This is a genomic window from Streptomyces sp. NPDC058195, from assembly GCF_042883525.1.
GTDB lineage: Bacteria > Actinomycetota > Actinomycetes > Streptomycetales > Streptomycetaceae > Streptomyces.
Genome location: NZ_JBHVVM010000005.1, coordinates 68,402 through 92,911, shown reverse-complemented (window position 1 = coordinate 92,911; position 24,510 = coordinate 68,402). Strand labels below are relative to the sequence as shown.

Sequence of the window (24,510 nt, the reverse complement as noted above, 5' to 3'; positions counted from 1 at the left end):
GCGCCGGTCCGTACGGGTGAAAGCTGACTTGGTGTCAGCAGGCATGCACGGCGTGTCGCCCGTTAGCTCGTGGTCAGGACACACCACCTCGTGACCATCGCCGGAGGAACCCTCATGCGCCCTGTCCGCATAGTGACCGGTGCCGCAACCGCGGTCACCATAGCCGCGCTCGGCCTCCTCACCGCCGGACCGGCCGCGCACGCGGACGGCCCCGGCGCACCGCGGACCGGCCCGTCCCAGGCCGTGTCGCGTACCGACGACAGCCCTCCGGACGACGAATCCGGGGGCGGCGGGGACGAGCTGTTCCCGCTGGACGTCTTCTCCGGGCGCCAGGCGCCCTCGCTGCTCGACGCGGCGAGCGGGGGCGGTGTCCTCTCCGGCTTCGGCGACGCTTCCGGGGACGGCGGCGAAGAGGGAGGCGGCGACGGCGACCGGAGCGGGGACCGCGGCGGTGACCGGGGGGACTCCTCCGGTCGCGGCGACACCTCGTCGGGGTACGGCAGCGGCCCGGACGGGCGTGAGCCCCAGGGCGGCCGGGACTCCTCGCACAAGGAGTCCTCCGGCCGGGGTTCCCCGGACGGGCAGGAGGGCTGGAGCCCGTCCGGCAACGGCGACAGGGAGGAACCGGGCCGGAACGACAGCGGCTCGGGCGGGCGCGAGACCCCGGGCCGTGAGGACGCGCCGTCCGGGCATCGCCCCACCGGCCCCACCGGGCATGTCGGAACCGGTGTCGGCGGCAGTGTCCACTCCGACACCACCCAGATCGCGGCGGGCGCCGGCGTACTCGCCGTGGCCGCCGTCGGCGGAGCCTGGCTCCTGCGTCGCCGGGCGAGCGGCACGCAGGGAGCCGGCTGACGGAGCCGGATTCACGTCTCCGTACCGCCCGGTTTCCGTCCCGGTGGCCACGTGCCACCGGGACGGGACCGTTCCCTACCGCCGACCGGAGGACGACCGTGTCCCAGAAGGCCAAGGGCTGGCTGCTCGTCATCGCGGCGCTGGCCGGTGTCTGGCTGATCCGCAACGGCGTCGGCACCCAGCTGGTCCCGCCCGGCCCCACCGCCGCCCAGGCCTTCGCCGACGGCCCCGTACCGCAGCCGGGCTCCCCGCTGGCCGCCCCGCTGAAACCGTCCGCCCCCGTCCGCCTGCGCATCCCGGGCATCCGGGTGGACGCCCCGGTCATGCGGCTCGGCCTCGGGCCCGGCGGCAGACTCGACGTACCCCCGGCCGGGAACCGCAATGTCGTCGGCTGGTACCGCGACGGCACGCCCCCGGGCTCCGAGGGCAGCGCCATCATGGCCGGTCATGTGGACAACGCGGAGGGCCGCTCGGTCTTCTACGACCTGGGCGCCCTGCGCAAGGGCAGCACGGTCGAGGTGGTCCGCCAGGACGGCCGCACCGCCGTCTTCTCGCTCGACGCGGTCGAGGTCTACGAGAACGACGCCTTCCCCGACAAGCGGGTGTACGGCGCCGCGCCCTTCGCCTCACTGCGGCTGATCACCTGCGGCGGCGGCTTCTCGAAAGCGACGGGCTACCAGGGCAACGTGGTGGCGTACGCGCATCTGACCGCCGTCCGGTGAACCGGGCGGGAACCTCGCCGCGGCGCCTGCCGCTCAGGCCGTCCACTGGTCGAAGGCCAGCTTCGCGACCAGCGAGAACACCACGACCAGCAGCACACCGCGGACGAAGCCGCTGCCGCGGCTGAGCGCCATCCGCGCCCCGACGACCGCGCCCGCCAGGTTGAACACCGCCATCAGCGCCGCCAGCTGCCACAGCACGCTGCCCTGGTAGGCGAACATGGCCAGCGCACCGGCGTTGGTGCAGACGTTCACGATCTTGGCGGTGGCGGAGGCCGTCACCAGGTCCAGATGGAGCACCGCGGTCAGCGCCAGCACCAGAAACGTCCCGGTGCCGGGGCCGAACAGACCGTCGTAGAAACCGATGCCACCGCCGACCAGCACGATCGCGGTCACTGTGCGGGCCCGGGTGACCTGCTTGCGCGTTCCGTCGCCGGTCTCCTTGCCGAAGGAGGGCCGCAGCATCACGAACGCCGCGACGGCCAGCAGCACGACCATGATCACCGGCCGGAGCACCTCGCTGCTGAGCCCGGCGGCGAAGAACGCCCCGGCCATCGAGCCGGCCAGCGCGGCGAGCCCGATCCGCAGCCCGGTCGCCAGCCGCACCGGCGCCCTGCGCACATACGCCACGGCGGCGCCGGAGGTGCCGACAATCGCGACCGCCTTGTTCGTCCCCAGCACGTGCGCGGCCGGGACGTGCGGCAGCCCCAGCAGCAGCGCGGGCAGCAGCAGCAGTCCGCCCCCTCCCACCACCGCGTCGATCCAGCCAGCCGCGGCCGCGGCGATACACAGGATGACCAGGGTGGTGATGGCTATGTCGGGCATGATCGCGACCCTAGGGACGCGATCCCCGCCCCGTCCATTGCATTGAGCCAAAACTGAGCTTCCCGGGCTGGGCCGAACGGGCCCTCCTGGGCCGGTCTCCGCGGCCGTACGCTGGGGCGCATGACCCACGGCTGGAACGCGAACGACATCCCGGACCAGAGCGGCCGCACGGCCGTGATCACCGGGGCCAACAGCGGAATCGGCCTGAACACCGCACGGGAACTGGCCCGGCACGGTGCGCGGGTGCTGCTGGCCTGCCGCGACGAGGCCCGCGGCCGGGCGGCCGAGAGCCTCCTTCGCAAGGCGGTGACCGGCGCGGACGTGGCGTTCGTACCGCTCGATCTGGCCGATCTGCGTTCGGTGAGGGACTTCGCCGCCACGCACGCCCCCGACCGGATCGATCTGCTGATCAACAACGCGGGCGTGATGGCCCTGCCGTACGGGACGACGGCGGACGGCTTCGAGCGGCAGTTCGGCGTGAACCACCTGGGGCACTTCGCCCTGACCGGGCTGCTGCTCCCCCGGCTCCTCGCCGCCCCCGAAGCCCGGGTGGTGACCGTCTCCAGCGGACTGCACGCACTGGCCGACCTCGACATGGGCGATCTCAACAGCGAGCGGAACTACCGCCGCTGGATCGCCTACGGCCGCTCGAAGACCGCCAATCTGCTCTTCGTCCACGAGCTGGCGCGGCGGCTCACCCGGGCAGGTTCCCGGCTGGTGGCCGCCGCCGCGCACCCGGGATACGCGGCGACCAACCTTCAGTCCGCCGCCGCCCGGATGGAGAACCGCCGGGCGGCCGAGCGGTTCTTCGAGCTGGGCAACCGGATCGTCGCCCAGCCCGCCTCGGCCGGTGCGCTGCCCTCGCTGTACGCGGCCACCGCGCCCGGCGTACGCCCCGACTCGTTCACCGGGCCGGGACCGCTGGGCTGGCGCGGCGCCCCGGCCCCGTCCTGGCGGGCCGGCCGTACCCGCGACGATGTGCGCAGCGAGCGGCTCTGGGTGGCGTCCGAGCAGCTCACCGGCGTGACGTACCCGGAGCTGGGTCCGGCCTGACCGGCCGCGCTCAGCTGTCCTGGGCCCCGCCCTCGATGACGGCCGGGTCCATCCACGTGGCCTCCCAGATGTGGCCGTCGGGGTCCTGGAAGGAGCGGCCGTACATGTGCCCGAAGTCCATCGGGTCGTTGGCGGGCGAACCACCGGCGGCGAGGGCGGCGTCAGCCATCTCGTCCACCTTCTGACGGCTCTCGACGGCGAGCGCGAGGATGGCCTCGGTGTGCGTCGAGGAGTCGGCGATCTCCTTCTTGGTGAACTGCTTGAAACGCGGCTCGGTCAGCAGCATCACGAAGATGGTCTCGCTGAGGACGACACAGGCGGTGTTGTCGTCGGTGAACTGCGGGTTGCTGGAGAAGCCCAGCTTGCCGAAGAAGTTCTTGGACGTCTCCAGGTCCTTGACCGGCAGGTTGACGAAGATCATCTGAGGCATGGCCGCTTCGCTCTCTCGTTGTCCGAACGTGTACGACAGGTAGACGGCGGGGCCTCGGAGAACTCATCGCCCGTCTCGAAAAAACTTTCGCCGAATCCGGACAGGCCCGCCACCGGGGCTCAGGACAGGGCGAGCGGCGCACCGCCCCGGAGCAACGAGCCGCCCAGCGGCGTCAGAGTGTGCAGGACCGAACCGCCGTGCCGCAGGGTGTGGATCAGCCCCGCCTCCCGGAGCACACAGGCGTGCTGGCTCGCCGAGGCGAGGGAGACCCCGGCCCGCAGCGCGAGCTCGCTGGTCGTGCAGCCGTTCCCTATGGCGCGCAGGACCGTGGAGCGGGTGTTGCCGAGGAGCCGGCCGAGCCAGGGGCCCGGCTCGGCGAACACCGGGGCGCGGGAGTGGGTGACCGGGTAGACGAGCACCGGCGGGAGCTCCGGGTCGCGGTAGACGACGGCGGTGACGCGGCAGAAGAAGGACGGCTGGAGCAACAGCCCCCGCCCGCCGAGCCGGACGTCGCGGTCGACGGGGTAGTCCGCCTCCAGCACCGGGGCCCGCCAGCGGATCATGGGCGGGAGGGAGGCGAGCAGTTCGTCCGCCCCGCCGTCCAGGAGGGCGCGGCCGCGGACCGCCCGGTCGGCCTCGACACTGGCCCGGATGTGCGGCCAGTACGGCTCGACGGCCGCGCGGTGGTAGCGGCGCAGGGCGTCGGCGATCCGGCCGAGCGGTTCGGCGCGGACGTCCGGTAAGCGGGCCGTGTCGCGGCGTTCGGCGCCGAGCAGGGCCAGCTCGGCGAGGACCCGGCCGGGCGGGGTGGCGCGCAGGGCCTCCATTCCGGCGTCGATGCCGTACGGCTCGCCGCTTTCCTGAGAAGGCGTCAGAAAATCCGGGAAATAGCCGCGGGTCGGAATCACGGCGGACAGCAGACGTGCTTCACCATTCAACCGGGCACGGGTTTCCGTACGCCATTTCCCGAACACCGCGGAACCGCGCCGGTCCCTCAGCCGGTGGAAACTCAGCGCGGTTTCCCACAGCGGGTCCGGCCGGGCGGCCATCCGGACCTTGGACAGGTCCACCCCGGACATATGGATACGCAGCACCTGTCCCCCACTTGTTGCACCTGCAATTGCCCCCATCCCAGGGTAGGTGATCCGTAACAGCACGTCACCACGGGGTTTCAGCCACAGGTGAAACGCCTCGCCCCGAGCCGCCGTCACCCGAAAAGCTGTACGACGTCGGGCACGAATCCGACGCCACCGGAAGGGCGAGCGAAGGCCGTGGGGGGTTTCGCGTGCTCGGCGGCGGTGGACGACGGTGCGGCACCGTTCCCGACGGGGTAACCCGGGGCGTGGCTCGTGGATGGGGATCCAGGGGCCGCGCCCCGGTCCGTTTTCACTCCCTTCTTTGCGTATTAAACGGGGGAGCCTGACTTCTTAACGAAGAAAAAGAACAATGTCGAACACGCGTTTTGCCCAGGACAAAACGAGACGGCGGCGCCCCCGCACAGGGCGCCGCCGTCTCCGGGCGATGGATCAGAGTGTTCTGTACCGGGGCAGTGGATGGCCCCGGTCAGCGGACGCACCGCGTCAGCGGCTGTCGCTTCCGGTGGAGCCCGCCGCCGCGCGCCCCGCTTCGAGCCGGGCTACGGGGATGCGGAACGGGGAGCAGGACACGTAGTCCAGCCCCGCCTCGTGGAAGAAGTGCACCGACTCCGGGTCACCACCGTGCTCACCGCAGACACCGAGCTTCAGGTCCGGGCGGGTGGCCCGGCCTGCCGCGACCGCGCTGCGGACCAGCGAACCGACGCCGTCCTTGTCGATCGTCTCGAACGGCGACACCCCGAAGATGCCCTTCTCCAGGTACGCGGTGAAGAAGGAGGCCTCCACGTCGTCGCGGGAGAAGCCCCACACCGTCTGGGTCAGGTCGTTGGTGCCGAAGGAGAAGAACTGCGCGGCCTCGGCGATCTGGCCGGCGGTCAGCGCGGCACGCGGCAGCTCGATCATCGTGCCGATGGTCAGCTTCAGCCGGGTGCCGGTGGCGGCCTCGACCTCGGCGATGACCCGGTCGGCCTCCTCGCGGACGATCTCCAGCTCCTGGACCGTTCCGACGAGCGGGATCATGATCTCGGCGCGCGGGTCGCCCTTGGCGTTCTTCCGCTCGGCCGCGGCCTCGGCGATCGCCTGTACCTGCATGGCGAACAGGCCCGGGATGACCAGACCGAGCCGGACCCCGCGCAGACCCAGCATCGGGTTCTGCTCGTGCAGCTTGTGCACGGCCTGGAGCAGGCGCAGATCGTTCTCGTTCGCGTCCTTGCGGGACTCGGCGAGCGCGACCCGCACCGACAGCTCGGTGATGTCGGGCAGGAACTCGTGCAGCGGCGGGTCGAGCAGCCGCACGGTGACGGGCAGCCCGTCCATCGCCTCGAACAGCTCTATGAAGTCGGCCTTCTGGAGCGGGAGCAGCTCCTCCAGCGCGGTCTCGCGCTCGGCGTCGGTGTCCGCGAGGATCAGCTTCTCGACCATCGAGCGGCGCTCGCCGAGGAACATGTGCTCGGTGCGGCACAGCCCGATGCCCTGGGCGCCGAAGCGGCGGGCCCGCAGCGCGTCCTCGGCGCTGTCGGCGTTGGCCCGCACCCGCAGCCGGCGCACCCGGTCCGCGTACGCCATGATGCGGTGCACGGCGGCGACCAGCTCGTCGGCGTCGTCGGCACCGGCGTGCATCCGGCCCTCGAAGTACTCGACGACCGGGGACGGCACGACGGGGACCTCACCGAGGTACACCTTGCCGGTGGAGCCGTCGATGGAGACGACGTCGCCCTCCTCGATGACCCGGCCGCCCACCGCCATGCGGCGGCGCTTGGTGTCGACCTCCAGCTCCTCGGCACCGCAGACACAGGTCTTGCCCATGCCGCGGGCCACGACGGCGGCGTGCGAGGTCTTGCCGCCGCGCGAGGTCAGGATGCCCTCGGCCGCGATCATGCCGTCGAGGTCGTCGGGATTGGTCTCGCGGCGGATCAGGATGACCTTCTCGCCGGAGCGGGACCACTTGACCGCGGTGTACGAGTCGAAGACCGCCTTGCCGACCGCCGCGCCCGGCGAGGCGGCGATGCCCCGGCCCAGCAGCTCCGTCTTCGCGTCGTCGTCGAAGCGCGGGAACATCAGCTGCGCCAGCTGCGCCCCGTTGACCCGCTGGAGCGCCTCGGCCTCGTCGATCAGGCCCTGGTCGACGAGCTGGGTGGCGATCCGGAAGGCCGCACCGGCGGTGCGCTTGCCGACCCGGGTCTGCAGCATCCACAGCTGGCCGCTCTCGATGGTGAACTCGATGTCGCACAGGTCCTTGTAGTGCGTTTCGAGGGTCTCCATGATCTGCATCAGCTGGTCGTACGACTTCTTGTCGATCGACTCCAGCTCGGCGAGCGGCACCGTGTTGCGGATACCGGCCACGACGTCCTCGCCCTGCGCGTTCTGCAGGTAGTCGCCGTACACGCCCTGGTGGCCGCTGGCCGGGTCACGGGTGAAGGCGACGCCCGTACCGGAGTCGGGGCCGAGGTTGCCGAAGACCATCGAGCAGACGTTGACGGCGGTGCCCAGGTCGCCCGGGATGCGCTCCTGGCGGCGGTAGAGCTTGGCCCGGTCGGTGTTCCACGAGTCGAAGACGGCCTTGATGGCCAGGTCCATCTGCTCGCGCGGGTCCTGCGGGAACGCGCGCCCGGCGTCCCGCGCGACGATCTCCTTGAACCGCTCGACCAGCTTCCTCAGGTCGGAGGCGTCGAGGTCGACGTCGACGGTGATGCCCTTGGCCTCCTTCGCCGCCTCCAGCGCTTCCTCGAAGAGGTCGCCGTCGACACCGAGGACGGTCTTGCCGAACATCTGGATGAGGCGCCGGTAGGAGTCCCACGCGAAGCGCTCGTCACCGGCCTGTGCGGCGAGACCGACGACGGATTCGTCGGAGAGGCCGATGTTGAGGACCGTGTCCATCATGCCGGGCATCGAGAACTTGGCCCCGGAGCGGACCGAGACCAGCAGCGGGTCGTCGGCCTGGCCGAGCTTCTTGCCCATCCGCGATTCGAGGGCGTCGAGGTGCGCGCTGACCTCGGCACGCAGCTCCCTCGGCTCCTGGCCGCTCTCCAGGTAGACCTTGCACGCCTCGGTGGTGATGGTGAATCCCGGAGGGACGGGAAGCCCGAGGTTGGTCATCTCGGCGAGGTTCGCGCCCTTGCCGCCGAGGAGGTCCTTCAGATCCTTGTTGCCCTCGGTGAAGTCATAAACGAACTTCTCGCCCTCGGACCCCCGGGACTCCGGGTTGGTGACGTGGGGATCTTTGATTTCCGACACGGGTCTCGACTCCTCGAGGACGCGGTGGCTGCCCTGACGGCGAGGAACATACCCAGATCGAAGGTTTCTGGGTACGTCCACTGACGCGTCACCAGGTCTCAACCACCCATCCGCCAGCGGATCGAAAGTGACACGATCAACCGCCCCAGAGGCAGAATTCGTTCACTTCTTGAACGCATAATCACCCTGCGCCACTCATATTCCCCATTTTGATCACACTCCGCCACGCAAGCGTCGATCGATCAAAAGAGAGGCCACTGGCACCGAGTGCCACCATTTGAGAAGTCAAACCCCAAAAAACGTGCTCATCTGAGCGCAAGAGCTCTCAGGGTGGCGAGAATCACTCTACGACCGCCGCTCAGATGTCACCATTCGGACGCCTGATCGGCGACCGTCCGTCATCAGGACATCACGGACGGGGCTTCACGGCGACTGGAAGCGGTGCGCGAAGACCGCTACTCGCCCGTTCCGGACATCGCTCACCCCGGCATGCGTCGAATCCGGCGGAATATTGCGCTCACATGAGCATGCAACGAGAAGAGGCACGCGGTGCCGGGTGGCGCCACGTGCCTCGAAGGCCCGGGAAGACCTGGGAGGGGGCCGGAAAGCCCCGCGCGGAACAGGGGGCCGGGGGGGGGAGCCCAGGGAGGGCCCGGGAGGAGCCGGAAAGCCCCGGGGAAGGGCTGGAGGGGGGCCGGGAGGGGCTGGACGGCCTCAGCCGCCCGAGGTGTCCAGCTCCGCGTCCGGGCTCACGCCCGCGCAGTCGTACGGGTCCTTCAGCCAGCCGTCCGGCAGCACGACCCGGTTGTTGCCCGAGGTCCGCCCGCGCGGCCCGTCCGCGCCGTCCGGCCACGGCTGGTCCAGGTCCAGCTGCGCCAGCTGCCCGGCCAGCTCCTCCAGCGAGGAGGTGACCGCGAGCCGCTTGCGCATCTCGGAGCCGACCGAGAAGCCCTTGAGGTACCAGGCGACGTGCTTGCGGAAGTCGATCACGCCGCGCGCCTCGTCGCCGATCCACTCCCCCAGCAGCGTCGCGTGCCGCACCATCGCCCCGGCCACCGTCCGCAGCCCCGGCGCCTGACGCGTGCCCGTGCCCTCGAAGGCGTTCACCAGGTCGCCGAAGAGCCACGGGCGGCCCAGGCAGCCCCGGCCCACGACCACACCGTCACAGCCGGTCTCCCGCATCATCCGCAGCGCGTCGTCCGCACACCAGATGTCGCCGTTGCCGAGAACGGGAATCTCCGGGACGTGCTCCTTGAGGCGGGCGATGGCGTCCCAGTCGGCGGTGCCGCCGTAGTGCTGGGCGGCCGTCCGGCCGTGCAGGGCGACGGCCGTGACGCCCTCCTCGACCGCGATCCGGCCCGCGTCCAGATAGGTCATGTGGTCGTCGTCGATGCCCTTGCGCATCTTGATCGTGACCGGCAGCGCGCCCGCCTGCGAGACCGCCTGCTGAAGGATCGCCCGCAGCAGCGGCCGCTTGTACGGGAGCGCCGAGCCGCCGCCCTTGCGCGTCACCTTCGGCACCGGGCAGCCGAAGTTCAGGTCGATGTGATCGGCGAGGTTCTCGTCGACGATCATCCGGACGGCCTTGCCGACGGTGACCGGGTCCACTCCGTACAGCTGGATCGAGCGCGGAGTCTCGCTCGCGTCGAAATGGATCAGCTGCATGGTCTTCTCGTTGCGCTCGACCAGCGCCCGCGTGGTGATCATCTCGCTGACGAACAGCCCCTTGCCGCCGGAGAACTCCCGGCACAGGGTGCGGAACGGGGCGTTGGTGATCCCGGCCATGGGGGCGAGCACCACCGGCGGCTGCACCAGGTGCGGGCCGATCCGGAGCTGCGGAAGCGAGGGAGCGAGCGTGGTCATTGCTCCATTGTCGCGTACCGGGCAGACCACTCCGGCGGCGGAGTTCGTTAGTTAACCGTACTATCCATGTATGCCTGAGCTCAGTCCCCGCCGTCGGCAGTTGGTACTGGCGATCTGCTGCATGAGTCTGCTGATCGTCAGCCTCGACAACACCGTCCTCAACGTCGCCCTCCCCTCCATGCAGAAGGAGCTGCACGCCACGGTCGCCGGCATGCAGTGGACGATCGACGCCTACACCCTGGTCCTGGCCTCGCTGCTGATGCTCGCGGGCTCCACCGCCGACCGGATCGGCCGCCGGAGGGTCTTCAAGGCCGGCCTGGTCCTCTTCACCCTCGGCTCGCTGCTGTGCTCCGTGGCGCCGAACCTGGAGTCTCTGGTGGCGTTCCGGATGGTGCAGGCGGTGGGCGGTTCGATGCTCAACCCCGTCGCGATGTCGATCATCACCAACACCTTCACCGACCCACGCGAGCGGGCCCGCGCCATCGGGGTGTGGGGCGGCGTGGTCGGCATATCGATGGCGGCGGGCCCGGTGGTCGGCGGTCTGCTGGTGGACTCGGTCGGCTGGCGGTCCATCTTCTGGATCAATCTGCCGGTCGGCCTCGCCGCGCTCCTGCTCACCTGGGCCTACGTCCCCGAGTCCCGCGCCCCGAAGCCGCGCCGCCCCGACCCGGTGGGCCAGCTGCTGGTGATCGGACTGCTCGGCTCGCTGACGTACGCGATCATCGAAGCCCCCTCCTCGGGCTGGACCTCGCCGCGCATCCTGCTGTTCGCCGCGCTCGCCCTGGGCTCGCTGGCCGGTCTGCTGGCGTACGAGTCCCGGCGCAGCGAGCCCTTGATCGATCTGCGCTTCTTCCGCAGCGCGCCGTTCAGCGGCGCCACTGTCATCGCGGTCTGCGCCTTCGCCGCGCTGAGCGGGTTCCTCTTCCTGAACACCCTGTACCTCCAGAACGTACGCGGGCTGAGCGCGCTGCACGCCGGTCTGTACATGCTGCCGATGGCGGCCCTGACCTTCGTCTGCGCCCCGCTGTCCGGACGGCTGGTCGGCAACCGGGGCCCGCGCCTGCCGCTGCTCGTGGCGGGCGTGGCCATGACGGCGTGCGGGCTGCTGTTCGCGGTGTTCGAGGCGGAGACCGACACCGTGCTGCTCTTCACCGGGTACGTCTTCTTCGGCCTCGGCTTCGGCATGGTGAACGCGCCGATCACCAACACCGCCGTCTCCGGGATGCCCCGCGCCCAGGCCGGGGTGGCGGCCGCGGTCGCCTCGACCAGCCGCCAGATCGGCGGCACCCTCGGGGTCGCCGTGATCGGCGCGGTGCTGGCGTCCGGGGTGGCGGGCACCGGCTCACCGCGCGGCGCGGCGTACGCGACGGCCTTCGTGGACGCGAGCAAGCCCGCCTGGTGGATCATCGGCGGCTGCGGCCTGGCCGTCCTCCTCGTGGGCGCCCTGACCAGCGGCCGATGGGCCCAGGAGACGGCGCTGCGGACGGCGAAGCGTCTGGAGGAACGGTCGGCCGCCCCGTCCGGCGCCCGCACCTCGGCGGACTCCCGGACCTCCTGACGGCCACCGCGGCGCAGGAACACCGGACCGCGCCGCGCCGGGCGCAGGCACCGCGTCTCCGGCCCGCCCCTCGCCGATACGGGAGCAACCGTCTTCCGCACCAAGGCCGTTGCCGTGGCGCGGAACGAAGGCTCGCCGGGAGGGACGCGGCAGGGAGACGCGCGCACGGCCTTCCCGCCCCGCGCACTCCACCGCACCGCCTCCGGACCGATCCCGCCGTACGACGGCTCCGTGAGCGAGGGGAACCGTCCCTCGCACGACCGGCGGAGGTCCTCGGCCACAGCGGGAGCCAGCTCCCCCGGACCGAGATCGCGGATTCCATGCCGCCCGAGGACCTGCGCCCCGGCTGGACCCGCTCTTCGAGGCGGGCGACCACGTCCAGCGGCTGCCGGACCGCCCCGGCCCGTTCCTGGCCACCGGTGCCGCACGGCGCATCGCCCAGAAAGCGCCGGACAGGGCCGTGGGCCCGGATCACGGGGTGATCCGGGCCCACGGTCGTACCTACAGGTGGCGGTGCGGGGTGTCAGCTCTGCGCGTCGTCCTCCGCCGTGGAGGCCGGGGACGCCGCGCCGTCCAGGGCCTCGGCGGCCTCCGGCGTGGCGGGGTTCTGAGCACGCTCGCGCATCCGGCGCAGCAGCTCCTGCTTCTGGTCGGCCGCCGCCCTGAGGTCGGCGTCGCGCGCCGCCCCGGTGCCCTGCTGCCCGGTCCGGGACAGCTTCTTGCGCTGTCCGCCCACGCCGAGCAGATTGTTACGGCTCTTGGCCACGGTGTTCTCCCGTTCGTTGTGCGAGGTGAGGCCGCCTTACGACATGCGGTCCGGGCGACCGTGATCGGTCCGGTGGGCGGCGGGTGCTCCGACCCGCCGCGCGCTCACTCGTAGATCTGGAAGAACGCATACATGCCGGAACCGTACCGTCTCCGGCACGCCCCACGCACCGGATTTCCGTCAGGCCGGTCCTACGCCGAAGCCCCCGGCCCGCCCGGTGGTTTCCGGGGACCGGGGGCTTCGGCGTGCGGCTTCAGCAGCCCAGCAGACGGGCGCCGAGGTAGCCCTGGATCTGGTCCAGGGAGACGCGCTCCTGCTTCATCGTGTCGCGCTCACGCACGGTCACCGCGTTGTCGTCGAGGGTGTCGAAGTCGACGGTGACGCAGAACGGCGTACCGATCTCGTCCTGGCGGCGGTAGCGGCGGCCGATGGCGCCCGCGTCGTCGAACTCGATGTTCCAGTTCTTCCGGAGGTCGGCCGCGAGGCCCTTGGCCTTCGGCGACAGCTGCGGGTTGCGGGACAGCGGCAGCACGGCGACCTTGACCGGCGCGATGCGCGGGTCGAGACGCATCACGGTGCGCTTCTCCATGACGCCCTTGGCGTTGGGCGCCTCGTCCTCGACGTAGGCGTCGAGCAGGAAGGCGAGCATCGCCCGGCCGACACCGGCCGCGGGCTCGATGACGTACGGGGTCCAGCGCTCGCCGGCCTCCTGGTCGAAGAACGACAGGTCCGTGCCGGAGGCGGCGGAGTGGGCCTTGAGGTCGTAGTCCGTACGGTTGGCGACGCCCTCCAGCTCACCCCACTCGCTGCCGCCGAAGCGGAAGCGGTACTCGATGTCGGCGGTGCGCTTGGAGTAGTGGGAGAGCTTCTCCTTCGGGTGCTCGTACCAGCGCATGTTCTCCTCGCGCAGGCCGAGGTCGGTGTACCAGTTCCAGCGCTGGTCCATCCAGTACTGCTGCCACTCCTCGTCCTCGCCCGGCTTGACGAAGAACTCCATCTCCATCTGCTCGAACTCGCGGGTCCGGAAGATGAAGTTGCCCGGGGTGATCTCGTTGCGGAACGACTTGCCCATCTGGGCGATGCCGAACGGGGGCTTCTTGCGGGAGGTCTGCTGCACCTGGCCGAAGTTGGTGAAGATGCCCTGGGCGGTCTCGGGGCGCAGGTACGCGACCGAGCCGGAGTCCTGGGTCGGGCCGAGGTGGGTGGAGAGCAGACCGGAGAACTGCTTGGGCTCGGTGAACGTGCCCTTGTTCCCGCAGTTGGGGCAGTTGAGGTCGGCCAGGCCGCCCGCGGGGCCGTGGCCGTGCTTCTCCTCGTACGCCTCCTCCAGGTGGTCCGCGCGGAAGCGCTTGTGGCAGGAGGTGCACTCGGTCAGGGGGTCGGTGAACGTGGCGACGTGGCCGGAGGCGACCCAGACCTCGGAGGCGAGGATGACCGACGAGTCGATACCGACCACGTCCTCGCGGGAGGTGACCATGTAGCGCCACCACTGGCGCTTGAGGTTCTCCTTCATCTCGACACCCAGCGGCCCGTAGTCCCAGGCGGCTCGCTGACCACCGTAGATCTCACTACAGGGATAGACGAAGCCTCGGCGCTTGCTCAGGCTGACGATGGAGTCGATCTTGTCGGCGGCCACGGTGCTCTCTTCTACGACGGCGTGCTGCTACATGCTGCTGCGCCCTTCAGATTACCGGCGGGCACGCCCTGTCGAACAAATCGGGACCGGACCAGCCCGTCGCGCGGTCATCTCTTCATCCTTGTTGACAATCGTTTCCATCTTTGTTGAAAATGACTGTCATGAACGTCAGCCGCCTCATGCCCACCGCCGCCATCGCCGCGGCGGCCGCGCTCGGCCTCACCGCACTCACCGCCTGCTCCACGGCGGACACCGCGGACCGCACGAACGGCGACGGGCTGGATGTGGTGGCCTCGTTCTATCCGATGCAGTTCCTGGCCGAACGGATCGGCGGCACGCACGTCTCCGTCACCACCCTCACCAAGCCCGGCCAGGAGCCGCACGACCTGGAGCTCAGCCCGCGGCAGATCGGCGGGCTCACCGACGCCGGGCTCGTCCTCTACCTCAAGGGCATCCAGCCGGCCGTGGACGACGCCGTCGAGCTGTCCGGCGCCCGGCACGCCCTCGACGCCTCACAGCTCACCACGCTGGAGGACCACGGCACCGAGGTCGGCGCCGAGGAGCACGGCCACGAGCACCACGGCGGCGCGGCCGGGGCGGACCCCCACGTCTGGCTGGACCCGGTCCGGTACGCCGAGATCGCCAAGGGCGTCGGCAAGAGCCTGGAGAAGGCCGACCCCGGCCACGCCGCGGACTACCGGAAGAACACCACCGCCCTGGTCGCCCAGCTCGACGAGCTGAACACCGCGTTCGAGAACGGCCTGCGCACCACCGCGACCAGGACGTTCATCACCACCCACTCCGCCTTCGGCTACCTCGCCGAGCGCTACGGCCTCACCCAGGAGGGCATCGCGGGCGTCGACCCGGAGGCCGACCCCAGCCCCGCCCGGATCAGCGAGATCCACGCCATCGCGAAGAAGGACAAGGCCACCACCGTGTTCTTCGAGACGCTCGCCAGCGACCGGACCGCGAAGACCCTCGCCCAGGACACCGGCCTGCGCACCGACGTCCTGGACCCGCTCGAAGGGATCACCAAGCAGTCCAAGGGCACGGACTACCTCGAAGTGATGCGGTCCAACCTCGCCGCGCTGCAGAAGGCGCTCGGCGCGAAATGAGCCCCACGGCCTCCGCCCCCGCCCGTCCCCCCGTCCCCACCCCCGCAGCACCGGAGGCACTCATGCCCGAGACCGGGAGCACCACGCCCGAACCCGTCATAGCCCTGCGCGGCGCCTCGGCCACCCTGGGCGCCCGCCGGGTGCTGCGCGGCATCGACTTCACCGTCCACCGGGGCGAGGTCGCCGCCCTCCTCGGCGCCAACGGCTCGGGCAAGTCCACCGCGGTGCGCTCCGTCATCGGCCAGGTCCCGCTCACCGACGGCTCCGTCGAACTGTTCGGCACCCCGCTGCGCCGCTTCCGGCAGTGGGCGCGGGTCGGCTACGTACCCCAGCGCACCACGGCGTCCGGCGGCGTCCCCGCCACCATCCGCGAGGTCGTCACCTCCGGGCGGCTGTCCCGTGCGCGGCTGGGGCTGCTGCGCCGGGCCGACCGGACCGCCGTCGACCGGGCCATCGAGCTGGTCGGCCTCGCCGACCGGGCCGGGGATCCGGTGGACGCGCTCTCCGGCGGACAGCACCAGCGCGTGCTGATCGCCCGCGCGCTGGCCGCCGAGCCGGAGCTGCTGATCATGGACGAGCCGATGGCCGGGGTCGACCTGGCCAGCCAGGAGATCCTCGCCTCGACCCTGCGCGAGCAGGTCACGGCCGGTGCCACGGTGCTGCTCGTGCTGCACGAACTGGGCCCGCTGGAACCGCTGATCGACCGCGCGATCGTGCTGCGCGACGGCTGCGTGCTGCACGACGGACCGCCCCCGAAGGCGCTGGGCCAGCACGCCCTGCCCGGCCACGACCACGTACACCCCCACGCGGCCTCCGAGCCCGCCCGGACGGGACTGCTGAGCTGACCATGGAATTCCTGAACCCTCCCTTCATGCAGCGGGCCCTGCTCGCCGCCGTACTCGTCGGTGTCATCGCCCCCGCCGTCGGCGTCTACCTCGTCCAGCGCCGCCAGGCCCTGATGGGCGACGGCATCGGCCACATCGCGATGACCGGCGTCGGCCTCGGCTTCCTGCTCTCCACCAGCCCGGTCTGGATGGCCACGGCGGTCGCGGTGGCCGGTGCCGTCGTCATGGAGCTGATCCGCTGGTACGGCCGCACCCGCGGCGACATCGCGCTGGCCATGCTGTTCTACGGCGGCATGGCGGGCGGAGTGCTGCTGATCAACCTCTCCGACACCGGCTCCACCGCCAACCTCACCTCGTATCTCTTCGGCTCCCTGTCGACGGTCTCCACCAGCGACCTCACCTCGATCTGCCTGCTGGCCGCCTTCGTGCTGCTGGTGACGCTGGGCCTGCGCCGTCAGCTCTTCGCGGTCAGCCAGGACGAGGAGTTCGCGCGGGTCACCGGACTGCCGGTGCGTGCGCTGAACCTGCTGGTCGCCGTGACCGCGGCGGTGACCGTGACGGTCGCCATGCGGGTCGTCGGGCTGCTGCTGGTCAGCGCCCTGATGGTGGTGCCGGTCGCCGCCGCGCAGCAGATCGCCCGCTCCTTCCGGGTGACGTTCGTGCTCTCGGTCGTCATCGGTACGGCGGTGACCCTGGCCGGCACCGTCACCTCCTACTACCAGGACGTACCGCCCGGCGCCACGATCGTGCTGCTGGCCATCGCGGTCTTCATCGGCCTGACGCTGCTGGCCGCCCCGCTGGCCCGGCGCCGCGCGCGCCGCGGCGAGGCGGACACCGGTGGATGCACCCTGGAAGTACCGGCCACCCGCCCCGCCGGGGACGATCTCGCGGTTCGGCCCTGACGCCGGGCCGGGCTGGCACAATGGCCCGACAGGTACGGGCGACACGAGGAGGCTGCTGTGGCGACGGCGCCGATCAGTGGAACGAACGCGGCCCCGGTGCGCGGCCGGTCGACCCGCCAGCGGGCGGCGGTGGCCGCGGCGCTCGACGAGGTGGATGAGTTCCGCAGCGCCCAGGAGCTGCACGACGTACTCAAACACCGCGGCGACTCGGTCGGGCTGACCACCGTCTACCGCACGCTCCAGTCCCTGGCCGACGCGGGCGAGGTGGACGTGCTGCGCACCACGGAGGGCGAGTCCGTGTACCGCCGCTGCTCGACCGGGGATCACCACCACCACCTGGTCTGCCGCCTGTGCGGCAAGGCCGTGGAGGTCGAGGGCCCGGCGGTGGAGCAGTGGGCGGAGACCATCGCCGCCCAGCACGGCTACGTCAACGTGGCGCACACCGTGGAGATCTTCGGCACCTGCGCGGAATGCGCGGACAAGAAGGACAAGAAGGAACAGACGGCCGGGACGCGATGAGCGGAGGAGGCCCGGGGCGGTGCCCCGGGCCTCCCGCCTTCACTTCGCGGACTGCTGGCCCGCCTCCATCGCCCCGCCGAAGCGCCGGTCCCGCTGGGCGTACTCCAGGCAGGCCCGCCACAGGTCACGGCGGTCGAAGTCCGGCCAGAGCACGTCCTGGAAGACCATCTCGGCGTAGGCGCTCTGCCAGATCAGGTAGTTCGAGGTGCGCTGCTCCCCACTGGGGCGGACGAAGAGGTCGACGTCCGGCATGTCGGGGTAGTAGATGTACTTCGCGAAGGTCTTCTCGTTGACCTTGGACGGGTCCAGCTTCCCGGCCGCGACGTCCTGCGCGATGCGCTGAGCGGCGTCGGCGATCTCGGCCCGGCCGCCGTAGTTGACGCAGAAGTACAGCGTCATCTTGTCGTTGCCCTTGGTCTGCTCCTGGGCGACCTGGAGCTCCTGGACCACGGACTTCCACAGCTTCGGCATCCGGCCCACCCAGCGGATGCGGATGCCCAGCTCGTCCATCTCGTCGCGGCGGCGGCGGATCACGTCCCGGTTGAAGTTCATCAGGAACTTCACCTCTTCCGGGGACCGCTTCCAGTTCTCCGTCGAGAACGCGTACAGCGAGAGGTTCTTGACGCCCATCTCGATGCAGCCCTTGAGCACGTCCATGACGACGCCCTCGCCGACCTTGTGGCCCTCGGTGCGCGGCAGTCCGCGCTCCTTGGCCCAGCGGCCGTTTCCGTCCATCACGACGGCGACGTGCCTGGGCACCAGCTCGCTGGGGATCCTGGGGGGTGTGGCGCCGGACGGATGCGGCTCCGGGGTCTTGTAGTCACGCTTGTTACGGCCGCCGAGCATCCCGCGTACTGCCATGAAACTGTCCCGCTCCCTGTGCCTGATCCGCCTGTGTCACTTCTCTACATACCGCAGTGAGCGCAGCCCGCGCTCCAGATGCCAGTGCAGATACGCGGACACCAGCCCGCTCCCCTCCCTGACATGACGCGCCTCGCACGCGTCCGCCGTCTCCCAGTCGCCGCTGAGCAGCGCGCTGAGCAGGGTGACGGCCTCAGCCGAGGGTACGACGCTGCCGGGCACCCGGCAGTCGCCGCACACCACACCGCCCGCCGCGACGGAGAAGAACCGATTCGGCCCCGGCATTCCGCACCGGGCGCAGTCCTCGAAGCTGGGGGCGTAGCCGTTGACGGCGAGCGAGCGCAGCAGGAACGCGTCGAGGATGAGGTGCGGCTCGTGCTCGCCGCGGGCCAGGGTGCGCAGCCCGCCGACGAGCAGCAGGTACTGCTGGACCGCGGGCTCGCCCTCGTGGTCGGTGAACCGCTCGGCGGTCTCCAGCATCGCGGTGCCCGCGGTGTAGCGGGCGTAGTCGGTGACGATGCCGCCGCCGTACGGAGCGATCGTCTCGCTCTGGGTGCACAGCGGCAGCCCGCGGCCGATCAGCTCGCTGCCCCGGGCGAAGAACTGCACGTCGACGTGGGAGAACGGTTCGAGCCGCGCGCCGAACTTGGACTTGGTGCGCCGCACCCCGCGGGCGACGGCGCGCACCCGGCCGTGGCCGCGGGTCAGGATCGTGATGATCCGGTCGGCCTCGCCCAGCTTCTGCGTGCGCAGCACCACGCCGTCGTCCCGGAACAAGCTCATGCGTCCATTGTCCGGTACGGGGACGGCGTCCCGGGCCGCCGGGGCGTTCAGGAAGGGGTGCGCGCGGCCTCGGCGAGCAGCCGGGCGGTGTCCTGGGCGCAGATCTGGAGGGCGGTGCCGACGATGCCCAGCACCTCACGCTCGGCCGGTCCGTACGGGCCGTCGGCGAGCGCGATCCGGGCGCCCTGGAGCAGGACCGCCTCGCGTCCGGCGGGGGCGAGGTGCGGGGCGAGCGGCTCCAGTGCCTCGTGGAGTTCGATGGCGAGGGCCGCGCCGCACGCCTCGGCGGCCGGGTCGGGGCCGTGCCCGGTGTCGGCGGCGAGGACCTCGACGACGGTACGCAGCTGCTCCTCGGTGCAGTCGTCGAACCCGGCGCCGCGCACGGTGGCGGTGGCGGCCTCCAGCACGGGGCGGGAGGTGGTGCCGCCCGCCACCAGGACGCCGAGCGTCACGGTGTGGACGGCGTCCCGGAGCATCGTGGAGAGGCGGATGGTGGTGGGATGGTCGAGCGCGTCGGTGCCGAAGTGATCCCGGCAGGCGGCGCATTCGACGACCGGGCCCGCGGTGCCGCGGCCCAGCATCGGCACGCCGAGCACCGCGAAGCGGCGACGGCCTGTGAGGCGGCGGTAGTTCCGGTCGCCTCCGCAGCCGGGGCAGAAGAACTCCCCGTCGCCGACCGGATCCCAGACGGTGCGGATGCCGCAGATACGCAGCTTCCTGGCGCGTTGTCCCAGGGCTGACCGCACGTCGCACACCTCCGTAACTCCCCCGTAGCCCTCAGGGCACGGGAGGTGCCCCCTCCGGCAACATTGCCGCGTGGACGTGATGTTAACCACAGTCGTGAGGCGGCGTCAGTACCTCGCCCGTCACAACCGCCGCCGAGATGGCCGAACCCCGCCCCCCTGGTGCGGGGGACGGGGTCGCGGAGGTGCGTCCCGCGGGCTCCGGGGTCAGCGGCTGGCGCGGTTGACGGCGGAGACGACGGCCTTGAGCGAGGCCCGCGTGGTGTTGGCGTCGATGCCGATGCCCCACAGGACCATTCCGTCGATGGCGCACTCGATGTACGAGGCGGCCTGGGAGCTGGCACCCTCGCTCATGGTGTGCTCGGTGTAGTCCAGCAGCCGGGCGTCGATGCCGATGGCCTGCAGCGCTTCGAAGAACGCGGAGATCGGGCCGTTGCCGGTGCCGCTCAGCACGGTGTCGGCGCCGTCCACGGTCGCCTCGACGGTGATCGTGTCCCGGCCGTCGGAGCCGGTCGTGGTCTGGCCGGTGCGCAGCTGTACGCGGCCCCAGGCGTTGTCCGGGTTGGGCAGGTACTCGTCGCGGAACACGGACCAGATCTGCGTCGGCGTGACCTCGCCGCCCTCGGCGTCGGTCTTGGCCTGAATGATCCGGGAGAACTCGATCTGCATCCGGCGCGGCAGGTCCAGCTTGTGGTCGTTCTTCAGGACATAGGCGATCCCGCCCTTGCCGGACTGCGAGTTGACCCGGATGACGGCCTCGTAGCTGCGGCCGACGTCCTTCGGGTCGATCGGCAGGTACGGCACCGCCCACTCGATGTCGTCGACCGTCCGGCCCTGGGCCGCCGCGTCGGCCCCCATGGCGTCGAAGCCCTTCTTGATGGCGTCCTGGTGGGAGCCGGAGAAGGCGGTGTAGACCAGGTCGCCCGCGTAGGGGTGGCGCGGGTGGACCTCCATCTGGTTGCAGTACTCGCTGGTGCGGCGGATCTCGTCGATCTGCGAGAAGTCGATCTGCGGGTCGACCCCCTGCGAGAACAGGTTCATGCCCAGGGTGACCAGGTCGACGTTGCCGGTGCGCTCGCCCTGGCCGAACAGGCAGCCCTCGACCCGGTCGGCCCCGGCCATCAGGGCCAGTTCGGCGGCGGCGACGGCGGTGCCGCGGTCGTTGTGCGGGTGGACGGAGAGGCAGACGTGCTCGCGGCGGGTCAGGTTGCGCGACATCCACTCGAACCGGTCCGCGTGCGTGGAGGGCGTCGAGCGCTCCACGGTGGCGGGCAGGTTGAGGATGATCTCGCGGCCCTCCTCGGGCTGCCAGACGTCACAGACCGCCTCGCAGACCTCCAGGGCGAAGTCCAGCTCGGTATCGGTGAAGATCTCCGGGCTGTACTGGTAGCCGAAGGCCGTCTCCGGGCCCAGCAGCTTCTCCGCGTACTCCATGACCAGCCGGGTGCCGTCCACGGCGATCTGCTTGATGTCGTCCCTGGAGCCGCGGAAGACGACCCGCCGGAAGGTCGGCGCGGTGGCGTTGTAGAGGTGGACGGTGGCGCGGCGGGCGCCGATCAGCGACTCCACGGTCCGCTCGATCAGGTCCTCGCGGGCCTGCGTCAGGACGGAGATCGTCACGTCCTCGGGGATCGCGCCCTCTTCGATGATGGAGCGGACGAACGCGAAGTCGGTGTCGCCGGAGGACGGGAAGCCGACCTCGATCTCCTTGTAACCCATGCGCACGAGCAGGTCGAACATCTCGCGCTTGCGGGCCGGCGACATCGGGTCGATCAGGGCCTGGTTGCCGTCGCGCAGGTCGGTGGAGAGCCAGCGGGGGGCCGCGGTGATCCGGTGGTCCGGCCAGGTGCGGTCGGGGATGTCGACCGCGTCGTAACCGCGGTACTTGTGGGTCGGCATCCCGGACGGCTTCTGCAGACGCGTCGCGTTGGTGAGCGGCGTCGGGCGGCCGGCAGTGATCCTGTCGGGGTTTGCGTCGGTCATGACGTACGGCTCCTCGGGGTCCAGCGGTGGGACGGCCGACTGTGTCGCTGCAGCACCAGACTCCGCGGGGAGGGGGTCGGCCTACGACTACAGGCCCTCGCCGCGGCAGCTAAGGAGAAGCAGCCCGAAACGCATGATGCGACGAGACTAGCCGAGAGGCGCCTGATGCGTCCGTCCCGTATCAGTATGCGGGACCGGGGCCGGGAAACGCCCAGCCGTGACCGATCACTCCATTTCGTCAATCCTCGTCGCAATGGGTGACATCGCGGTTACGCGGCTGTCACAGTCGGCGCTATGCAGCCTCAGTCACCGCACGGGTTCCACCCCGTCTTCTGCACGATCGTGCCGCCCCACGTTCTCGACAAGCTCTCCCAGTCCGAGAACCCCGATCTCGCCGGGCCGTCCCGTCGCACCCTGGAGGGCGACGCGGCCCGCCGCACCCGGCGCCAGATGTCCACGCTGGTCACCGTGGTGCCCGCCCGCCGGGACGGTGCGGAGGAGTCCGACCAGCCCGACCGGACGATCTACGACTGCCGTCACGGCACCCAGCTCCCCGGCACCAAGGTCCGCGCCGAGGGCCAGGAGCCGACCCAGGACGCGAGCGTCAACCGCGCGTACGCCGGACTCGGCGCCACCTTCGAACTGTTGCTCACGGCGTACGGACGCCGTTCGATCGACGGCAACGGGCTGCCGCTGATCGGTTCGGTGCACTACGACGAGAAGTACAACAACGCCTTCTTCGACGGCGAGCAGATGGTCTTCGGCGACGGGGACGGGGTGGTCTTCCTGGACTTCACCGTCGCGATCGACGTGATCGGCCACGAGCTGGCCCACGGCCTGACCCAGTACACCGCCAACCTGAGCTACTACGGCCAGTCCGGCGCGCTCAACGAGTCGGTGTCCGACGTCTTCGGCACCCTGGTCAAGCAGTACACCCTGGGCCAGACCTCCGACCAGGCCGACTGGCTGATCGGCGCCGGCCTGCTGGCCCCCGACGTCCAGGGCGTGGCGCTGCGCTCGATGAAGGCCCCGGGCACGGCGTACGACGACGACGTCCTCGGCAAGGACCCGCAGCCCGCCTCGATGGACGACTACGTCCGGACCAGCCAGGACAACGGCGGGGTGCACATCAACTCCGGCATTCCGAACCGCGCGTTCTACCTGCTGGCGACGGCGCTCGGCGGCCATGCGTGGGAGCGGGCCGGTCAGCTCTGGTTCGATGTGCTCACAGGTGGTCAACTGGCTGTGGACGCCGAGTTCTCGGACTTCGCCCGGCTGACGGTCGAGGCCGCCCGCAGCCGCTTCGGTGAGGGCGACGAGGTCGAGGCCGTCCTGAAGGCGTGGTCGGAAGTGGGTGTGCCGACCTCGTAGAACGCTCCCAGTCAGCCCGCCCGGCCCGGAGGTCGTCGCATGCGTATTCAGGTCAGCAGGAGCGGCGGCTTCGCCGGTATCGCACGCGAGCGCGAGATCGACACCGCCGGGCGGGACGACGGGCCGGAGTGGGAGGAGCTGGCCGCGTCGGCGCTCGACGGGGGCCACGAGGCGCCGCCCGAGGGGGTGCCGGACGGCTTCCGCTACCGGATCACGATCGGGGGCCGCACGGTGCACTGCGCGGACCCGAAGCTGACCGACGCCCAGCGGGCCCTGATCTCACGCGTCCTGAAGGAGGGCGCGTGAGACCGGGCACGTCCCGGGTGTGAGTGCCGCCCGGCTCAGAAGCCGAGCTTGCGCAGCTGCTTGGGGTCGCGCTGCCAGTCCTTGGCGACCTTCACGTGCAGGTCCAGGAAGACCGGAGTGCCGAGCAGCGCCTCGATGTGCTTGCGGGACTTCGTGCCGACGTCCTTCAGCCGCTTGCCCTTGGGGCCGATGATGATGCCCTTCTGGCTGGGGCGCTCGATGTAGACGTTGGCGTGGATGTCGAGCAGCGGCTTGTCGGCTGGACGGTCCTCGCGCGGCAGCATCTCCTCGACGACGACCGCGATGGAGTGCGGCAGCTCGTCCCGTACGCCTTCGAGCGCGGCCTCGCGGATCAGTTCCGCGACCATGACCATCTCGGGCTCGTCGGTGAGGTCGCCCTCCGGGTAGAGCGGCGGGCTCTCGGGGAGCAGCGGGACGATCAGGTCGCCCAGCAGGCCGACCTGCTTGTCGCCGACCGCGGAGACCGGGACGATCTCCGCCCACTCGAAGCCGAGCTCCTCGGCGAGGCGGGACACGGCGATCAGCTGCTCGGCGAGCTGCTTGGAGTCGACCAGGTCGGTCTTGGTGATGATGGCGAGCTTCGGGGTCTTCTTGATGCCCGCGAGCTCCTTGACGATGTACTTGTCGCCGGGGCCGAGCTTCTGGTCGGCGGGCAGGCAGAAGCCGATGACGTCGACCTCGGCCCAGGTGGTCCGCACGATGTCGTTGAGCCGCTCGCCGAGCAGGGTGCGCGGCTTGTGGAGGCCGGGCGTGTCGACCAGGATCAGCTGGGCGTCCTCGCGGTGCACGATGCCGCGCACGGTGTGCCGGGTGGTCTGCGGCCGGTTGGAGGTGATCGCCACCTTCTGGCCGACCAGAGCGTTCGTGAGGGTGGACTTGCCCGCGTTGGGGCGGCCCACGAAACAGGCGAAACCGGCCCGGTGGGGGGCTGTGCCCGGGGCCTGCCGCGCGGCGGCGTCTGTGTCAGGTCGAACGCTCATGGCGCCCATTGTCCCCGATCCCGGCGGCCCCGCCGTACCGAGGGCCCG

The 24,510-nt window shown here is 70.8% G+C and carries 22 protein-coding genes; 10 read left to right on the top strand and 12 right to left on the bottom strand.

Features of this window, described 5'->3' with window-relative positions; genetic code table 11:
* Positions 1-114 precede the first annotated feature (114 nt).
* A complete protein-coding gene (locus ACFVWY_RS08200) occupies positions 115-855 on the top strand; it encodes a hypothetical protein (protein ID WP_389868485.1) in 741 nt (246 codons plus the stop codon).
* Positions 856-953: 98 nt separating this feature from the next.
* Entirely contained in the window at positions 954-1,577 is a 624-nt protein-coding gene (locus tag ACFVWY_RS08195) for a class F sortase (RefSeq protein WP_389868483.1), read from the top strand.
* A 33-nt stretch (positions 1,578-1,610) separates the two neighbouring features.
* Here the strand turns inward: ACFVWY_RS08195 and ACFVWY_RS08190 are convergent, their stop codons facing one another.
* Complete coding sequence (locus ACFVWY_RS08190; protein WP_389868481.1) at positions 1,611-2,399, bottom strand: sulfite exporter TauE/SafE family protein; 789 nt, start codon at positions 2,397-2,399, stop codon at positions 1,611-1,613.
* A gap of 120 nt (positions 2,400-2,519) precedes the next feature.
* Here ACFVWY_RS08190 and ACFVWY_RS08185 point away from each other — a divergent pair, with 120 nt between their 5' ends.
* A complete protein-coding gene (locus tag ACFVWY_RS08185) occupies positions 2,520-3,452 on the top strand; it encodes an oxidoreductase (RefSeq protein ID WP_389868479.1) in 933 nt (310 codons plus the stop codon).
* 10 nt (positions 3,453-3,462) lie between these two features.
* On the opposite strand, the gene ACFVWY_RS08180 is transcribed toward ACFVWY_RS08185, so the two are convergent.
* The 4 genes from ACFVWY_RS08180 to dusB form a co-directional block, all read right to left on the bottom strand.
* Positions 3,463-3,882, bottom strand: coding sequence for a VOC family protein (locus tag ACFVWY_RS08180; RefSeq protein ID WP_389868477.1), 420 nt, complete (start codon positions 3,880-3,882; stop codon positions 3,463-3,465).
* Between the two features lie 119 nt (positions 3,883-4,001).
* On the bottom strand, positions 4,002-4,976 hold the full coding sequence (locus ACFVWY_RS08175; protein ID WP_389868476.1) for a transcriptional regulator: 975 nt from the start codon (positions 4,974-4,976) through the stop codon (positions 4,002-4,004).
* A gap of 486 nt (positions 4,977-5,462) precedes the next feature.
* On the bottom strand, positions 5,463-8,210 hold the full coding sequence (gene ppdK, locus ACFVWY_RS08170; protein WP_389868475.1) for a pyruvate, phosphate dikinase: 2,748 nt from the start codon (positions 8,208-8,210) through the stop codon (positions 5,463-5,465).
* Positions 8,211-8,924: 714 nt separating this feature from the next.
* Positions 8,925-10,073 carry a tRNA dihydrouridine synthase DusB gene (dusB, locus tag ACFVWY_RS08165; RefSeq protein WP_389868474.1) on the bottom strand — a complete coding sequence of 383 codons (1,149 nt, stop codon included), beginning with the start codon at positions 10,071-10,073 and terminating at the stop codon, positions 8,925-8,927.
* 70 nt (positions 10,074-10,143) lie between these two features.
* Here dusB and ACFVWY_RS08160 point away from each other — a divergent pair, with 70 nt between their 5' ends.
* Entirely contained in the window at positions 10,144-11,631 is a 1,488-nt protein-coding gene (locus ACFVWY_RS08160) for an MFS transporter (protein ID WP_389868472.1), read from the top strand.
* 523 nt (positions 11,632-12,154) lie between these two features.
* Here ACFVWY_RS08160 and ACFVWY_RS08155 read toward each other — a convergent pair.
* On the bottom strand, positions 12,155-12,397 hold the full coding sequence (locus tag ACFVWY_RS08155; protein WP_389868470.1) for a DUF6243 family protein: 243 nt from the start codon (positions 12,395-12,397) through the stop codon (positions 12,155-12,157).
* A gap of 253 nt (positions 12,398-12,650) precedes the next feature.
* Positions 12,651-14,033, bottom strand: a complete 1,383-nt coding sequence (locus ACFVWY_RS08150; RefSeq protein ID WP_389868469.1) for a glycine--tRNA ligase — start codon at positions 14,031-14,033, stop codon at positions 12,651-12,653.
* Between the two features lie 161 nt (positions 14,034-14,194).
* On the opposite strand from ACFVWY_RS08150, the gene ACFVWY_RS08145 reads away from it, so the two are divergent.
* The 4 genes from ACFVWY_RS08145 (at position 14,195) to ACFVWY_RS08130 (ending at position 17,414) form a co-directional block, all read left to right on the top strand.
* Complete coding sequence (locus ACFVWY_RS08145) at positions 14,195-15,148, top strand: metal ABC transporter substrate-binding protein (protein ID WP_389868467.1); 954 nt, start codon at positions 14,195-14,197, stop codon at positions 15,146-15,148.
* 62 nt (positions 15,149-15,210) lie between these two features.
* Positions 15,211-15,993, top strand: coding sequence for a metal ABC transporter ATP-binding protein (locus ACFVWY_RS08140; protein ID WP_389868465.1), 783 nt, complete (start codon positions 15,211-15,213; stop codon positions 15,991-15,993).
* A gap of 2 nt (positions 15,994-15,995) precedes the next feature.
* Positions 15,996-16,895 (top strand): metal ABC transporter permease, encoded by a 900-nt coding sequence (locus ACFVWY_RS08135; protein WP_389868464.1) that lies wholly within the window; start codon positions 15,996-15,998, stop codon positions 16,893-16,895.
* Positions 16,896-16,952: 57 nt separating this feature from the next.
* The gene (locus tag ACFVWY_RS08130) at positions 16,953-17,414 is read left to right on the top strand and encodes a Fur family transcriptional regulator (RefSeq protein WP_389868462.1); all 462 of its coding nucleotides are present in this window, start codon (positions 16,953-16,955) and stop codon (positions 17,412-17,414) included.
* Positions 17,415-17,453: 39 nt separating this feature from the next.
* Here the strand turns inward: ACFVWY_RS08130 and ACFVWY_RS08125 are convergent, their stop codons facing one another.
* From ACFVWY_RS08125 to leuA, 4 genes are all read right to left on the bottom strand, one after another.
* On the bottom strand, positions 17,454-18,275 hold the full coding sequence (locus tag ACFVWY_RS08125; RefSeq protein ID WP_389868461.1) for an isoprenyl transferase: 822 nt from the start codon (positions 18,273-18,275) through the stop codon (positions 17,454-17,456).
* Between the two features lie 36 nt (positions 18,276-18,311).
* A complete protein-coding gene (gene recO / locus ACFVWY_RS08120; protein ID WP_376687187.1) occupies positions 18,312-19,058 on the bottom strand; it encodes a DNA repair protein RecO in 747 nt (248 codons plus the stop codon).
* 47 nt (positions 19,059-19,105) lie between these two features.
* Complete coding sequence (locus ACFVWY_RS08115; protein WP_389868459.1) at positions 19,106-19,804, bottom strand: TerB family tellurite resistance protein; 699 nt, start codon at positions 19,802-19,804, stop codon at positions 19,106-19,108.
* Positions 19,805-20,008: 204 nt separating this feature from the next.
* Positions 20,009-21,784, bottom strand: a complete 1,776-nt coding sequence (gene leuA, locus ACFVWY_RS08110) for a 2-isopropylmalate synthase (RefSeq protein WP_389868458.1) — start codon at positions 21,782-21,784, stop codon at positions 20,009-20,011.
* Between the two features lie 294 nt (positions 21,785-22,078).
* Here leuA and ACFVWY_RS08105 point away from each other — a divergent pair, with 294 nt between their 5' ends.
* Both ACFVWY_RS08105 and ACFVWY_RS08100 read left to right on the top strand, forming a co-directional pair.
* Positions 22,079-23,155: a M4 family metallopeptidase gene (locus ACFVWY_RS08105; protein WP_389868457.1), complete on the top strand. Its 1,077-nt coding sequence runs from the start codon at positions 22,079-22,081 to the stop codon at positions 23,153-23,155.
* A 39-nt stretch (positions 23,156-23,194) separates the two neighbouring features.
* On the top strand, positions 23,195-23,461 hold the full coding sequence (locus ACFVWY_RS08100; RefSeq protein ID WP_389868455.1) for a protealysin inhibitor emfourin: 267 nt from the start codon (positions 23,195-23,197) through the stop codon (positions 23,459-23,461).
* Positions 23,462-23,496: 35 nt separating this feature from the next.
* Here the strand turns inward: ACFVWY_RS08100 and era are convergent, their stop codons facing one another.
* Complete coding sequence (gene era / locus ACFVWY_RS08095; protein WP_389868453.1) at positions 23,497-24,471, bottom strand: GTPase Era; 975 nt, start codon at positions 24,469-24,471, stop codon at positions 23,497-23,499.
* Positions 24,472-24,510 lie beyond the last annotated feature (39 nt).